This window comes from Salinimicrobium terrae DSM 17865, from assembly GCF_000424665.1.
Classification (GTDB): Bacteria; Bacteroidota; Bacteroidia; order Flavobacteriales; family Flavobacteriaceae; genus Salinimicrobium; species Salinimicrobium terrae.
Genome location: NZ_KE384221.1, coordinates 117,506 through 131,124 on the forward strand (window position 1 = coordinate 117,506; position 13,619 = coordinate 131,124).

At 42.3% G+C, this 13,619-nt stretch carries 10 protein-coding genes and 1 tRNA gene; 7 read left to right on the forward strand and 4 right to left on the reverse strand.

Annotated features, from left to right (window positions below):
• The first annotated feature begins 2 nt into the window (after positions 1–2).
• The 6 genes from ftsA (at position 3) to H148_RS0112860 (ending at position 6,796) form a co-directional block, all read left to right on the forward strand.
• Positions 3–1,349, forward strand: a complete 1,347-nt coding sequence (ftsA, locus tag H148_RS0112835) for a cell division protein FtsA (protein WP_029035167.1) — start codon at positions 3–5, stop codon at positions 1,347–1,349.
• Between the two features lie 63 nt (positions 1,350–1,412).
• Positions 1,413–3,395, forward strand: coding sequence for a cell division protein FtsZ (gene ftsZ, locus H148_RS0112840; RefSeq protein ID WP_029035168.1), 1,983 nt, complete (start codon positions 1,413–1,415; stop codon positions 3,393–3,395).
• Positions 3,396–3,637: 242 nt separating this feature from the next.
• Positions 3,638–5,110: a vanadium-dependent haloperoxidase gene (locus H148_RS17870; RefSeq protein ID WP_245583426.1), complete on the forward strand. Its 1,473-nt coding sequence runs from the start codon at positions 3,638–3,640 to the stop codon at positions 5,108–5,110.
• A 294-nt stretch (positions 5,111–5,404) separates the two neighbouring features.
• Complete coding sequence (locus H148_RS0112850; protein ID WP_029035169.1) at positions 5,405–5,854, forward strand: GatB/YqeY domain-containing protein; 450 nt, start codon at positions 5,405–5,407, stop codon at positions 5,852–5,854.
• A 172-nt stretch (positions 5,855–6,026) separates the two neighbouring features.
• The gene (locus tag H148_RS18380; protein WP_051286452.1) at positions 6,027–6,455 is read left to right on the forward strand and encodes a hypothetical protein; all 429 of its coding nucleotides are present in this window, start codon (positions 6,027–6,029) and stop codon (positions 6,453–6,455) included.
• 267 nt (positions 6,456–6,722) lie between these two features.
• Positions 6,723–6,796 (forward strand) — tRNA-Arg (locus tag H148_RS0112860).
• Positions 6,797–7,040: 244 nt separating this feature from the next.
• On the opposite strand, the gene H148_RS0112865 is transcribed toward H148_RS0112860, so the two are convergent.
• Positions 7,041–7,391, reverse strand: a complete 351-nt coding sequence (locus H148_RS0112865) for a winged helix-turn-helix transcriptional regulator (RefSeq protein WP_029035170.1) — start codon at positions 7,389–7,391, stop codon at positions 7,041–7,043.
• A gap of 115 nt (positions 7,392–7,506) precedes the next feature.
• Here H148_RS0112865 and H148_RS0112870 point away from each other — a divergent pair, with 115 nt between their 5' ends.
• Positions 7,507–8,253: an NADPH-dependent F420 reductase gene (locus H148_RS0112870; protein ID WP_029035171.1), complete on the forward strand. Its 747-nt coding sequence runs from the start codon at positions 7,507–7,509 to the stop codon at positions 8,251–8,253.
• Between the two features lie 444 nt (positions 8,254–8,697).
• On the opposite strand, the gene H148_RS0112875 is transcribed toward H148_RS0112870, so the two are convergent.
• The 3 genes from H148_RS0112875 to H148_RS18520 all read right to left on the reverse strand — a co-directional run bounded on the left by H148_RS0112875 (position 8,698) and on the right by H148_RS18520 (position 13,617).
• Positions 8,698–9,006, reverse strand: a complete 309-nt coding sequence (locus H148_RS0112875; RefSeq protein WP_029035172.1) for a helix-turn-helix domain-containing protein — start codon at positions 9,004–9,006, stop codon at positions 8,698–8,700.
• Positions 9,007–9,334: 328 nt separating this feature from the next.
• Entirely contained in the window at positions 9,335–12,337 is a 3,003-nt protein-coding gene (locus tag H148_RS0112880; RefSeq protein WP_029035173.1) for a type I restriction endonuclease subunit R, read from the reverse strand.
• On the reverse strand, positions 12,334–13,617 hold the full coding sequence (locus tag H148_RS18520) for a restriction endonuclease subunit S (RefSeq protein ID WP_083961667.1): 1,284 nt from the start codon (positions 13,615–13,617) through the stop codon (positions 12,334–12,336). Before H148_RS18520 ends, H148_RS0112880 begins: the two co-directional genes overlap by 4 nt.
• Between the last annotated feature and the right edge of the window lie 2 nt (positions 13,618–13,619).

The following is a 13,619-nucleotide window of genomic DNA, read 5'->3' on the forward strand; positions in this document are numbered from 1 at the left end:
ATATGGAACAGAACGACATCGCAGTAGGATTAGACATTGGTACTACTAAGATCGTAGCCATGATTGGCCGGAAGAATGACTACGGCAAAATGGAGATCATAGGGATTGGAAAGGCCAAAAGTCTGGGTGTTCATCGCGGAGTGGTGAATAATATAACTCAAACTATCCAGTCTATCCAGCAGGCGATACAGGAAGCAGAGGCAGATAGTGGAATGAAAATAAAGGATGTGGTGGTAGGTATTGCCGGCCAGCATATTCGCAGTTTACAACACAGTGATTATATAACTCGTCCAAATCCCGATGAGGTAATAGATTCATCGGATATTGAGATTCTATGCAACCAGGTACACAAGCTGGTGATGCTTCCGGGAGAAGAAATTATCCATGTGCTTCCGCAGGAATTTAAAGTTGACGGACAGGCAGAAATAAAGGAGCCCATTGGAATGTATGGAGGTCGATTGGAAGCCAACTTCCATGTTGTAGTAGGGCAGGTTTCTTCCATCAGGAATGTGGGAAGATGTGTGAAAAGTGCCGGACTTGAACTTTCGGCAGTTACTCTGGAGCCTTTGGCCTCTGCAAATGCGGTGCTGAGCCAGGAAGAAAAAGAAGCGGGTGTGGCCCTTGTGGATATTGGAGGAGGTACGACAGATCTTGCCATTTTTAAGGATGGGATAATTCGACATACTGCAGTAATTCCTTTTGGTGGCGGTGTGATCACAGAAGATATTAAGGAAGGTTGTTCAATCATTGAAAAGCAGGCAGAGTTGCTCAAGGTGAAATTTGGATCGGCCTGGCCGGGAGAGAACAAGGATAACGAGATTGTTTCGATTCCGGGATTACGTGGACGGGAGCCAAAAGAAATCACTTTAAAGAACCTCTCCAAGATCATCCACGCACGAGTGGTGGAGATCATTGAGCAGGTTTACCTTGAAATAAAGAACTATGGCCACGAAGAGCAAAAGAAAAAATTAATTGCCGGGATTGTTTTGACCGGAGGTGGTGCCCAGCTTAAGCATATTAAGCAGCTGGTGGAATACATCACCGGGATGGACACCAGGATTGGATATCCCAACGAGCATTTAGCTGGCGATAGCGACACTGAGACTACAAGTCCTGTTTTCGCAACAGCAGTTGGTCTTGTATTGAACAGCCTGGAGATTAACAGCAAACATCCTGCGGCACAGGAAGAAACCGGGCAGGATGAAGTGGCCGAAGGATCAACTTCTGCAGCAGTTTCACAAGATGACCGGGAGGAGCGGGAAGAGCCTACAACAGTTAGCCAGCCCCGTAGAACAATATTTGAAAAATGGTTTGAAAAGTTCAAGGATTTTTTAGACAACGCCGAGTAAGTTCGGCGAAGAAAAAGCTATGAAAAAGAATAAAATAAGTACAAAACCAGTAAAACAGAATTTATGAGCAGCACAGAATTCGGAAACATTACATTCGATCTCCCCAAGAATCAATCGAACGTTATTAAAGTTATTGGTGTAGGTGGAGGCGGTAGTAACGCAATCAACCACATGTTCCAGCAAGGGATCAAGGGAGTAGATTTCGTTATTTGCAATACAGATGCACAAGCCCTGGAAAATAGTCCTGTACCCAACAAGATACAGTTGGGAGTGAGAGAGACCGAAGGTCTTGGAGCGGGTGCCGATCCTGAAGTCGGTCGCAAAGCAGCTGAAGAAAGTTTTGATGAGATAAGAGCTCTTTTGGACACCAATACCAAGATGGTCTTTATCACTGCCGGGATGGGTGGTGGTACGGGAACCGGAGCTGCGCCTATTATTGCGAAACAGGCCAAAGATATGGGGATACTCACGGTGGGGATCGTGACAAGTCCTTTCTTGTTTGAAGGCAAGACAAGAAATGAACAGGCACAACTGGGAGTAGAGAATCTAAGAAAGCATGTCGATTCCCTTATTGTGATCAACAATAATAAACTTCGGGAGGTTTATGGAAATCTTGGTTTTAAAGCCGGATTCTCTAAAGCCGATGAAGTACTTGCTACTGCTTCTCGTGGAATCGCCGAAGTGATTACACATCACTATACGCAGAACATTGACTTGCGGGACGCTAAGACCGTTCTAAGCAATAGTGGAACTGCAATTATGGGGTCTGCACAGGCATCTGGCGGAAATCGGGCCCAGGATGCTATTTCGAAGGCATTAGATTCCCCGCTGCTTAATGACAATAAAATTACCGGAGCCAAAAATGTGTTGCTGCTTATCATTTCAGGTTCCGAGGAGATTACCATTGACGAGATAGGAGAAATAAGTGACCACATCCAGGCAGAGGCCGGCCACAGTGCGAATATTATTATGGGGGTTGGAGAAGATGAAAAGCTTGACGATTCTATCTCTGTGACCATCATTGCTACCGGTTTTGACATTGAGCAACAAAATGAGATTGTGAATACCGAGGCCAAGAAGATTATTCACACCCTTGAAGATGAGCAAAGAGCCGAACACAATCTTTCTCCTAAAAAGACCTCTTCATCGTATGAAGGACCTGCTCCCGCATCAAAAGAAGAGAACAAAATTGTTCATACTCTTTCTTTGGAAGATGAAGAAATTGATGAGGAGCCGGAGAGTAAATATCCTTCAGCAGCTGTGAGGGAAATGAAGGTAGATTATGAAGAAGTTAAACCTACGGAAGAAACGGAATTTGTAATCACGGATAGTGTTAAGGATGTAGAGGTTTTCGAACCTGAAGTTGTGACTCCAGAGCAACAGGAGCAACAATTTATGTTTACTTTCGACATGCCTAAAAACTATACTTCAGAAGAAAAAGAAGAACAAAAGGCAGCACAACCGGAATTATCCGGGAAGGAGCAAAAAGAGCCGGCAAAAAAGATTGTGCACACTCTTTCCGAAGATATGGAGACGAAAAGTCAAGAGAAAAAAGAGCTGTCCACAAAGACCAAAAATACTAATAATGGAGTCACTCGTTACTCTCTTAATGATTATATGGAAGTAGAAGAAATGCTGAAGAGTTCCAAGCCCGTTCAAAAATCTAAACCTGAACCGGAGCCTGAAATTAAAAAGGCACCTTCACCGGTTCAACCTCATGTCTCAAAGGTAAATCCAAAGACTGAAGAGAATAAACCCGCAAATGTTGATGAGGCAGATCCCTTTAATATTCCTATAAGTGAAAGCCTTGTCAAAAGATCGGCAGAAAGAAGGGCCAAAATGAAGGAGTTCAATTATAAGTTCCGTAATAATCTGAGCAAGGTTGATGAGTATGAAAGACAGCCCGCTTATAAAAGGCAGGGGATTGATCTCGACAATACTAAACCCGGAGAGGGAAAGCTTTCCCGGACAACTTTAGGTACCAGTGATGATGAAGAGATACGATTCAGAACAAACAATTCCTTTTTGCACGATAATGTGGATTAAATAGTCCCCCGGTTACATTAACCCGAAACCTGTCTCCGGTTTCGGGTTTTTTTATGGGTAATAAAAAGTTGTCCCTGTTCCTCATGTACTTCTGCTTTTTATCGACTTTTCTCACAAAGTGCTTTGAGAGAAACAATTAGTAGATTTAAAATAAATTTTTTTACTTTTATTCACATTCTTTAACAGTTGTTTTTAAATCTATGAAGAGTTTAATTTTATTGTTAGTTTTCAAAATTCCCTTTTTGGGTAGCATCCCAGGTGGAAATTCAGTTCCTGTAGTTGAGTCTTCGTGCAAGATGACAGTTACTAAAGAACCTACAGGTCGGGACAACTTGGCTTATAAGTGGGGAGAAGTTGCATTGGAAGCTACTGCTAATGATACCGAAAAATTTAATCCAAGGCCTACCATAACCTCGAGATATCTTGGTCTTATTTTTACTGCGGTTTTTGATGCCTGGAGTAGATATGATGAGAAAGCGATTCCGGTTTATCTTCAAAATGTTGACAGGAGACCGGTAAATGAAAGGGAACTTCAAAATAAGGAAGTGGCAATTAGTTATGCAGCCTATAGAACCATGAGTGAGTATTTCTATTCTGATGCACAGTTATTTCGGAATTTTATGGTGGAATTAGGTCTGGATCCGGACAATAACTCTTTAGATCCTAATACGCCTGAAGGAATCGGAAATTTGGCAGCAAAGGCCGTTATCGAATCTAGACGGAAGGATGGTTCCAATCAGTACGGGGAAGAGGAAGGCTCGAATGGCAGGGAATACTTCGATTATACCGGATATGAACCGGTAAATTCCCCCGATGAAAATTTTGATCCAAATCGTTGGCAGGCAAAGTACTTTTCAGATGTTGAAAAAGGTAGATTTGCACCTGCCTGTCTCACACCACATTGGGGACTGGTAGAACCTGTTGGTTTAAAATCAGCAGATCAATTCAGACCAGGACCACCGCCATTAATAGGTTCAGAACAACTACGCAAAGAGGTGGAGGAAGTGGTAGAGTTGCAGGCCAAATTAACCGATGAACAAAAGGCGCTGGTGGAATTCATGAGGGATGGACCACAGTCTGTTCAACAGGCAGGTCACTGGTTAAAATTTGCCCAGGAGGTTTCGGTGAGGGATCAACATACGCTGGATGAGGATGTGAAAATGTATTTTTATAATCAAATAACTGCCATGGATGCCTTTATTGCATCCTGGGACTCTAAAATGTATTATGATTTTGCCCGTCCATACGCCCTTGTCCATGAATATTATTCAGATAAAAAAATAAAAGGCTGGGGAGGACCGGGAAAAGGAATGGTTGAAATGGAAGGAAAAGACTGGAGACCTTATTCGCCTTCAGAATTCTTATGCCCTCCCTTTCCCAGCTATGTCTCAGGGCATAGTACAATAAGCGGTGCCTGCGCCGAGGCTTTAAAGCTGTTCACGGGTAGTGATCATTTTGGTTCTGCAGTAACACTAACAGCAGGGGCTCTGACAGATCCAAACAATTTAGGAGAAGAAGTGACCCTCAGATTTGATACGTTTTCGGACGCAGCCGAAATGGCCGGTTATTCAAGGGTGCTAGGAGGATATCATATTCAGGCAGATAACATTGCCGGATTAGAGTTGGGAAGAAATGTTGCTCATGAAACCTGGAAATTCTACAAAAAGCATCTCGGGGAAAGCGTGGAACTACAATCATCTTCAAAGACCCAATAATTTCTTGTATTTGAAATAGGGTATAAGGATTTAGTCATATAGTATATTATTTCCTTAAGTGTAAACCCTGTATACATTACTGTGGAATGGGATCTTCGGGTACGGAAGGGTAGCCTGTTAAGTAAATTGTTGATTTTTAACAATTATTTTTTATCTTATCAATCTTGAAATTGGGGTCATCCGATTTTACCAAATATCCCGTTTTTAATTTTCGGGCTCAGGTTTTTTGTGCTGGGACAGAACTTGCTCCGTCGTATTTCGTTATCTTCGCAGGACTAATAAAATTCTTTTAAAATGAGTTTACAGGATAAAGTTATGGCCGAGATGAAGGAGGCCATGCGGGCCAAAGACAGCAATAGGTTGGAAGCTTTAAGAGCAGTTAAGAGTGCAATATTGTTAGCAAAGACCGATGCTTCGGGAAAAGAAGGATTGAGTGAGGATGAAGAACTTAAACTTTTACAGCGCCTTGTAAAACAGCGTAAAGAAAGTGCAGTTATTTATAAGGAGCAGGGGAGGGACGATCTTGCCCAACCCGAACTCGACCAGGCAGCCGTAATAGAAAGTTTCCTGCCCGAGCAAATGAGTGAGCAGGAAATAGAGAACGAAATTGATAAGATCATTTCCCAAACCGGCGCTACCGGAATGCAGGATATGGGAAAAGTTATGGGAGCAGCTTCAAAAGAATTGGCAGGTAGGGCAGACGGAAAAACTATTTCAATGGTTGTAAAGCGGAAACTTGCTTAACATAATAGAATTGTGCTTCCTATCTTAATGAAGGGTTAAAAAGACGGGCGTAAGGTTTAAAGTTTGATTAAACCTATAAGATGCTAAGCCATAAGATTTAATTTTGCTCGTGAGGGTGGTGCCGTTTAACATTAAAGAAGCACTTCTATTTGTAAACTTAATATATACTAAAATGAAAAAATACTTTCTAAACTTAGCTGTTGGAGCGCTTGCTTTTGCTGCTGTTGTTTCATGCAAAAGTGAGGGGGAAAGGGATGTTAATGATGTTCCGGCAGGGGATATTGAACAAACTTCAGAAAATATTTCCAGTCAGGAAGTTTCAGGTCTGGAAACTAAAGAACTTGAGAATACTCAAACTGTGCCTTCGGGAACTTACACGGGGCAAGCAATTATAGTAGATTCCGAACAAAAAGAAATTTATGTTAGATTAAACGACACGACTACTATTGAGCTTTATTTTTCTAATGAAACCCAGATAATGAGGGACGGAGAGCAGGTGCAATTTGATGCCCTGCAAGAAGGACAGACGGTAGAGGTAGAAGTTGAAAGGAGCGGTGAATCATTAAAACCAAAAATGGTTAGAATAATGGAAAATCAATAGTTGGATTTTCTTTTATAGTTAATCGATCCCCGGTATTGCCGGGGATTTGTTTTTAATGCTTATCACAATAAATATTCAGGATGACAGCTGTGCGTTCTTAATATCTGAAGTTAGGGTGAGGACCGTCGTCAGCGATCTATATGTATTTCTGTAATTTCTAGTTGAACATTGAAAATGACTGATAAAAAACTTTCTTGACGCGTCGAAATAACAAGGAGAAAGTCTTTTATGAGTTAAAACTTTTTGCGTAAATTGCGCCCTCTTGAAGGCCCCGTGGCGCAACTGAATAGCGCATCAGATTTCGGCTCTGAGGGTTGGGGGTTTGAATCCCTCCGGGGTCACGTAGTTAATCCGCAACATGCTTATAATTAAGTGTTTGCGGATTTTTTTATGTTTTTGTACCGCCCAATGTGTGGCCCGATATTAGGTTCTTTGCCATAGACCACAACTACTTCCTGCAAATCTTGCTTATTTACTATTCAACTGTAAACCTGCTGTTATCCCGCGGCACCAAGTGATAAATAGCTATATACGTTTTTGAATATAAAGAGTTGTGCGTCATACGAAGAAATATTTTTATTACTCTTACTTTCCAAAAAATAACTGCTCCCGATGTTTCAGCCCCCAATCCTTTAAAGCATCAATTATAGGTATTAAGGTGTTGACATGGATGTCCGGTTGATATAGAATTTTTACCGGAATGTCATCGATTACAGTTCGCTTTATCAGTTGATGCTGCTCTAAATCCTTTAACTCCTTTGCTAAAACTTTTGGTGTGATTCCTGGGATACTGTTTTGAATATCCGTAAAACGTTCATTGCCCGCCATAACCGAAATAATAATCGGTAATTTCCACTTTCCGTTAATAACATCTAAGGCGTCCCGTACGGGTTTTAGCGTATCCAAACAGGATAAATAAGTTTGTTTTTTAGGCATACTAAGCTTTCTTTAATTCACTTTCCTTTGGGAAAGGACTATACAAAGGAAAGTGTTTTTTGATAACTTTGCACATAAATATTAAAGAAATAGTAAATCTCAAAAAAGATAGAAAATGAAAGTAGGTATTTTAGGTGTAGGTCATATTGGTAAAACATTGGCTTTGGCATTAGCAAAAGCAGGTCATGAAGTAAGTGTCGCAAATTCCAGAGGTCCGGAAACTATTGCCGCCGAGGTGCTCGCGACGGGAGCTGAAGCAGTTACTGCACAACAAGCAGTAAAGGATAAGGATGTAGTTATTTTATCCATTCCCTTAAACAGTATTCCTGAGACTGCACCACTTTTTGCAGATGTTCCGGAAGAGACCATTGTGATAGATACATCAAACTATTATCCGCAAAGAGATAATAAAATTGAAAGGATAGAAGCCGGTCAGGTAGAAAGTTTATGGGTAGAAGAACAATTAGGACGTTCAATAGCCAAAGCATGGAATGCCATTGGTTCTGCTTCTTTGGCGAAAAAAGGAAAATCGGCAGCAAGTCCAAATCGTATTGCGATTCCCATAGCGGCAGACCGTAAAATTGACCGGGAGGTGACTATGAAATTAGTTAATGACACCGGGTTTGATGCATTCTATTCTGGTTCACTGAAAGATTCATGGAGACAGCAACCGGGAGCACCCATTTATTGTACAGACCTTACTTTGAAAGAAATAGAAGCTTTTATTGATACCGCCGAAAAAGAGCGCTTGCCTATACGGAGGGATATAGCAGTGGCAGCAATTGCAGAACGTGTTGGTGATGGTAAGACAAATCCTGGTGCGGATTATGGTGTTCGTTTAAGTCGAGCATTGTATTTGTGAAAAAGTAGTTTTTATCCTGCTAAAGCATGGACTTTGCCATCTGGTTTATGAACGTAAAACTTCTCCGCGGGAAGCTCGAATTGAATAGCTTTATCGGTCGCCGGTAATTATGAGGAGGAAAAGCCGTGTTACAAAAAGCAGACATCAGTAAACGTACGGAAAATCACGCACAAGCAGATGAAATAGCCCGCCCTTATCTTTAGTGGAGAGAAAGTGTGGAATCTAAAAGGCTTAGAGCAAATCGTTCTGAGCCTTTTTTTTATCAATAAAATAGAAGAAGGGAAAAGTACGAACAAATTACACTAAATCAATTTTTGGAGTAGTCTTGGCTTTCCTGGAAGAATTTTTCTTCGTCCTTTTTAGGTATATCCGCCATAATATGTAATTATTTCCGGACTACGAATCCGGGAGTTAAAAAATTGAGCTTCATGTATAACTGCCATGTTATTTTGAAGCTCTTTTGTTTGAATTAAGTAGAATGTTTTCGATCTCAGACCTCTTGAATCGGATTCTGGTTCCGATTTTATGTGCTTGGATAACCCCAACCTTGGTCCAGTTATGAATACTAACCAGTGATACTCCAATTAAGGCAGCGGCTTCCTGCCGCGTAATCCATTCAGTGGGTTCTTTAGGGGCGAAAAGTTTTGAAAATGCCTGCAGCTCCTCTCTAAGATCCTGCTTAATTTCTCTTCGCAAATCTTCTCGCAGCTCTTCTGGAGAGATTCCATGTACCTGGGTAATAATTTTACTCATTTTTGTTTGTTTTAATTATTTTTCAAACATATGAGTTTAAAAAAATGCGCTAAACCGATTCGGCTGGTTTTGGACAGTTTTTCTGCATTTAAGTCAATTTTTCTTCATTTTTCCTAATTTTCGTGAATTTTACTGAATTTCCGTTCGATTCTATATGTTACTCACTGTAAAACAAATACTTAGGACAGTAAAGAAAATGACCAATTGAGATCTTCTTAAAATTTGGACTGGTAAAAAAGTTATGGATTATAAATCCTGAGAAGGATCAAAAGGAGGGGTGGGAAATTAAATTTTCTAAAGTGAAGGCTAAAATAAGTTAGCCAAAAAATCAAGCCTCCAACGGCCAATCCCTATACTGCCCCTCAGCCTGCTCAATCACTTCTTTCAGCAAATTGTCCAGTTCCGAAAACGGCACTTTGCCGCGCAATTCCTTCTTCACCGCCAAACGAATAGCGGCACGGGCATCTTCTTTTTTGGTCCAGTCGAGCTGGAGGTTTTTCTTAACGGAAGCTACTACCGTATGCACCAGGTCCTGGATGGGACCGGATTGGTTGAGTAACTTTTCATTGGCCGATAACAGGTCATAGAATGCGAGTTCATCTTCGGTTAAACCGAGTTGCCTGGTCCTGATGTCATCCTGCTGAAATTCATTTGCGATGTCCAGCAGATGCTTAATCGCGGCTATGGAATCCAGGGAATTCCGGTGATAGTTGCTCAGCACTTTTTCCAGCTCGTCTTTCAGCTTTCGCATCCGGCGGATGTTCTTGGGCATTCGCACCCGTATCTCGTCATTGATGATCCTGCGCAGCAATTCGACTTTGATGTTCTCGTCGCCTTTTTCTTTTACAATGGCCTGAAACCGATCGTCTACTATGGAAATATCGATCTTATCCAGGTTGTACATTTTTGCCAGGTCCACAATTTCCTGAGATTCCAGGGATTTGCTTATCAGGTCTTTTATCTTTTCATTCTTTTCCCTACGCGGACCGGGAGGGAATTTGATCTTTCTGATCAGCTGCCTGATCTTCTGAATGATCGCCAACTCTTCCTGGATCTCCCAGATTCGGGGATCTGAACTGGTCATTGCCACCAGTTCTGCCAGCTTACGCTCTTCAAGCAAAAAAGCATCGGTAACGGCATCAGACTTTAAAAGGCTGTTCACTTTACTGTTGCACCATTTCAATCTGTCCATTTCGGGCATTGAATTGACTGTTTCCGCAGAAAACTCACCAATTAAATCCTTTACTTTCTCCAACTGCTCCAGACAAATTTCCACTGCGGCTTCAAGATCCAGAGTGGGTTTTCCTTCCCCGCCTCCGGCGGTGTATTTTTTGGTAGCTTCGGCCAGAAAGCCGGAGATGCCTATGAAATCAACTACGAGTCCGTTGGGTTTGTCCTGAAAAACCCGGTTCACCCTTGCAATCGCCTGCATCAGGTTATGGCCTTTCATTATCTTATCTACATACATTGTATGGGCGCAGGGGGCATCAAATCCCGTTAGCCACATATCGCGCACGATCACGATCTGCAGCGGATCTTCAGGCGTGCGGAAACGCTTTTTTATGGCTTCCATCGCTTCTTTGGTTCGTATGTGAGGATTCCATTCCGTAGGATCTTTGCTGATGTTTCCGGTCATTATCACTGCTATTTCAGGGCAACCTTCCAGCGCAGTGAGGGCGTTGTACATTTTCACGCAGTTCTTGCGGCTCATACAAACGATCATTGCTTTGCCTTCCAGGCTTTCGGTCCTGGCCCTGAAATGGGTGAGGATGTCTTTGGCAACCCTTTCCACCCGGTCATTTGCCCCGGCGGCATCTTCTATCGCAGCCCAAACGGCATTGTTCTCCTCGTCCTCATCTTCTTCCATTTCATCCAGCTCCTTATCATATTTGGCTTTGATGTTGAGCGGAACCATTTTAGGTTCGTAATAAATAGGTACCGTGGCACCGTCTTCCACGGCCTGTTTGATATCGTAGGTGTGAATGGTGGGGCCAAATACCTGCTGGGTATCGGCATCTTTGCCATCCACGGGAGTTCCGGTGAAGCCTATAAAGGAGGCATTGGGCAAGGCGCGTCTTATGTTCTGCGCAAAGCCGCCGCTATGGAACCCGTACTGGGTGCGGTGGGCTTCATCTGCCATCACGATAAGGTTGGTACGTTCAGAAAGTACAGGGTGGGAGAGCTCTTTTCCCGAAGCCAGTTCTTTTAACCGAAATTTCTCAATGGTGGTAAAGATCACCCCGCCGCCATCGGTGCTCAGCAGGGCCCGCAGCTCATCTGTGGTATCGGCGTGTTGTACGTGGCCCACCAGGTCTTTGCACAGCACAAAATTCTCATAGAGTTGCTGGTCCAGGTCATTGCGGTCTACCTGGATGAGGATGGTGGGATTTTTCATTTCGGGCATTTGCCGCAGGATCCCGGTAAGGATGGCCATCGAAATGCTTTTACCCGATCCCTGCGTGTGCCATATCACTCCCAGCCGGCCGTCACCTGTGGGTTTTATATTTTCTACCGCGCTGTCCACCGCTTTTTTGATGCCCCAGTACTGGTGATATTTTGCGCCTTTCTTGATTATTTTCCCGTTGTGGTCTTCGTGGAAGATGAAGTTTTGCAGGTAGTATAATAAGGTTTTCTTCGGAAATAATCCCTTCAGCAAAGTCTCCAGCTGAAGTTCCTGTTTCTGCTGAAGGTCATCCCCGTGCCGACTTTTCCACGGAGCAAACCACTTAAGCGAAGAGTTGTACATCCCGTGCAGGGTTTCCAGTCCATCTGAAACTACCGTGATGGCATTGTAATCAAACAGCTGCGGAATATCCTGAAAGTAATGCCCAATTTGCCGGTGCGCGTTTTCCACACCCACCTCGGGATCAAACATATTCTTGAACTCAAAAACAATGAGCGGAAGTCCGTTGATGAAGACGAGCAGATCTGTGCGGCGGCTGTTCTTGCCAATGATCTTTACTTCATCTGCACACACAAAGGTATTTTTCTCCGGTTCCTTGTAGTTGATAGGGTAGAGGTGCCGGGCCTGTTCTTTGCCCGAAGCATCTTTCCAGGTAATGGAAACCCCCTGGGTCATTTTAAGATGAAAATCGCGGTTGCGGTGATCGAGATCCATTCCCTGGTGCTGCGTAAAAGCTGAAAGGGCTTCATTAATGGCGGTTGCCGGAACGCCGGGATAGGAGCTCACTAAAAATTTCCGAAGATCCTCCTCCAGAACCACCTTTTTGAGATCCCGCTGCAGGGAATTGCCTTCTTTATAAGTGTACCCCAACTCCTTGAGGCACTCTATGGCAGCCTTTTGCACCGTGATCTCGATCATTTGTGTCATAAGACTTCAGATAAGGTTTTCTCCACATCTTTCACGCGGACTTCCCCGCTGATGAGTTTAGGAAGTAAGGTGTCGCGGAGTTGAGTTAGAGTTTGGTTTTCAAGAATATTACTATTCTGTAGAGTTATATAATTGTCAACTTGTATTTTATAGCTATCTAATTTAGCATTTGCACTATATGGTATGGGAAAATTGAATATATCAGTCAGTTTGATACTTGCTTGATTAGCACTTCCCTGTGCACAATTTACAATGTAATTTAGAAAGCGATCCAATTTTAAAGTAGTGTAGAGTAAACCTTGCTGTTCTTTTCCATTAAAAGCCATATTTAATTTAACAGCATTTTGATTTAATAAAGCATTTTCTGCTGTTGGAGGTACGCGTACAATCTTGCCGACTACAGAGGAAAAGTTTGGAGGCCAAGAGCCTACAGTTGCAACTATAATATCATTAGTTTTTAGAGAATACCTTAAATAATCTGAAGCCATTTCTTCAGAAATTTTATTACAAGAATCGATATTTATTGAATTGTCAGTGGTGTCACTTACTCTAACAACCATTTTACCTGCCTCTTGATACCACTTTGATTTGAAAGCAAACCCTTTTTGATGTTGAATAAATTCTCCTAACGGTTTCACCTCCCATCCCTTCGGAATTTCACCCAATTCCGATTCTACAAATTCCCCATCCTGAAAAGGTCCAAAATCCACAAACCAGTGCTTGTACAAAGCCATTGCCATTTCTTCCAGGGTTTTGTTTATCTGGAGATTGAGCTCGATCTTGTCATCCAAAGCGGAAAGGATGGAAGCGATGGATTTTTGTTCTTGGAGGGGAGGAAGGTTTATAGGTAATTCTCTCATTGACTTAAGAGAGACATTTTTAATTACAGAACCGGTATAGTTAGATTCCAGATAATCAAGGAAATATTTACTTGAGATTACGTGTTTGATAAATTTTTTATTTACACCTTCCTTCACGTTGAAATAGCAAGCACTTTTTCCCAGCATCACCTTTTCGCCGTGGTAATATGCTGTTTTTCCTATGGTCCCGTTTATGGAGACCAGTAGGGTTCTATCGTTTAATTCACGCTTATGTTTTAAATATTCAGCTGTTGTAACCCTTTTTGTATCCGATTTAATTACAATTTTGCCATCTACAAGATTGTTTCCATTTATGAAGTGATATTCTCCATCTTCAGAATACTTTGGTGTGCCGTGGATACCATCACCTAATTTGGTTACGAGGTCTTCAAGATTATAAGTTTTCCAGTTTTCCGGCATCT

Excerpts from the sequence above, each read along its gene's own strand:
- ftsA (WP_029035167.1), top strand. The coding sequence starts at position 3 with ATGGAACAGAACGACATCGCAGTAGGATTAGACATTGGTACTACTAAG.
- ftsZ (WP_029035168.1), top strand. The coding sequence starts at position 1,413 with ATGAGCAGCACAGAATTCGGAAACATTACATTCGATCTCCCCAAGAAT.
- H148_RS0112850 (WP_029035169.1), top strand. The coding sequence starts at position 5,405 with ATGAGTTTACAGGATAAAGTTATGGCCGAGATGAAGGAGGCCATGCGG.
- H148_RS18380 (WP_051286452.1), top strand. The coding sequence starts at position 6,027 with ATGAAAAAATACTTTCTAAACTTAGCTGTTGGAGCGCTTGCTTTTGCT.
- H148_RS0112865 (WP_029035170.1), bottom strand. The coding sequence starts at position 7,391 with ATGCCTAAAAAACAAACTTATTTATCCTGTTTGGATACGCTAAAACCC.
- H148_RS0112870 (WP_029035171.1), top strand. The coding sequence starts at position 7,507 with ATGAAAGTAGGTATTTTAGGTGTAGGTCATATTGGTAAAACATTGGCT.
- H148_RS0112875 (WP_029035172.1), bottom strand. The coding sequence starts at position 9,006 with ATGAGTAAAATTATTACCCAGGTACATGGAATCTCTCCAGAAGAGCTG.
- H148_RS0112880 (WP_029035173.1), bottom strand. The coding sequence starts at position 12,337 with ATGACACAAATGATCGAGATCACGGTGCAAAAGGCTGCCATAGAGTGC.
- H148_RS18520 (WP_083961667.1), bottom strand. The coding sequence starts at position 13,617 with ATGCCGGAAAACTGGAAAACTTATAATCTTGAAGACCTCGTAACCAAA.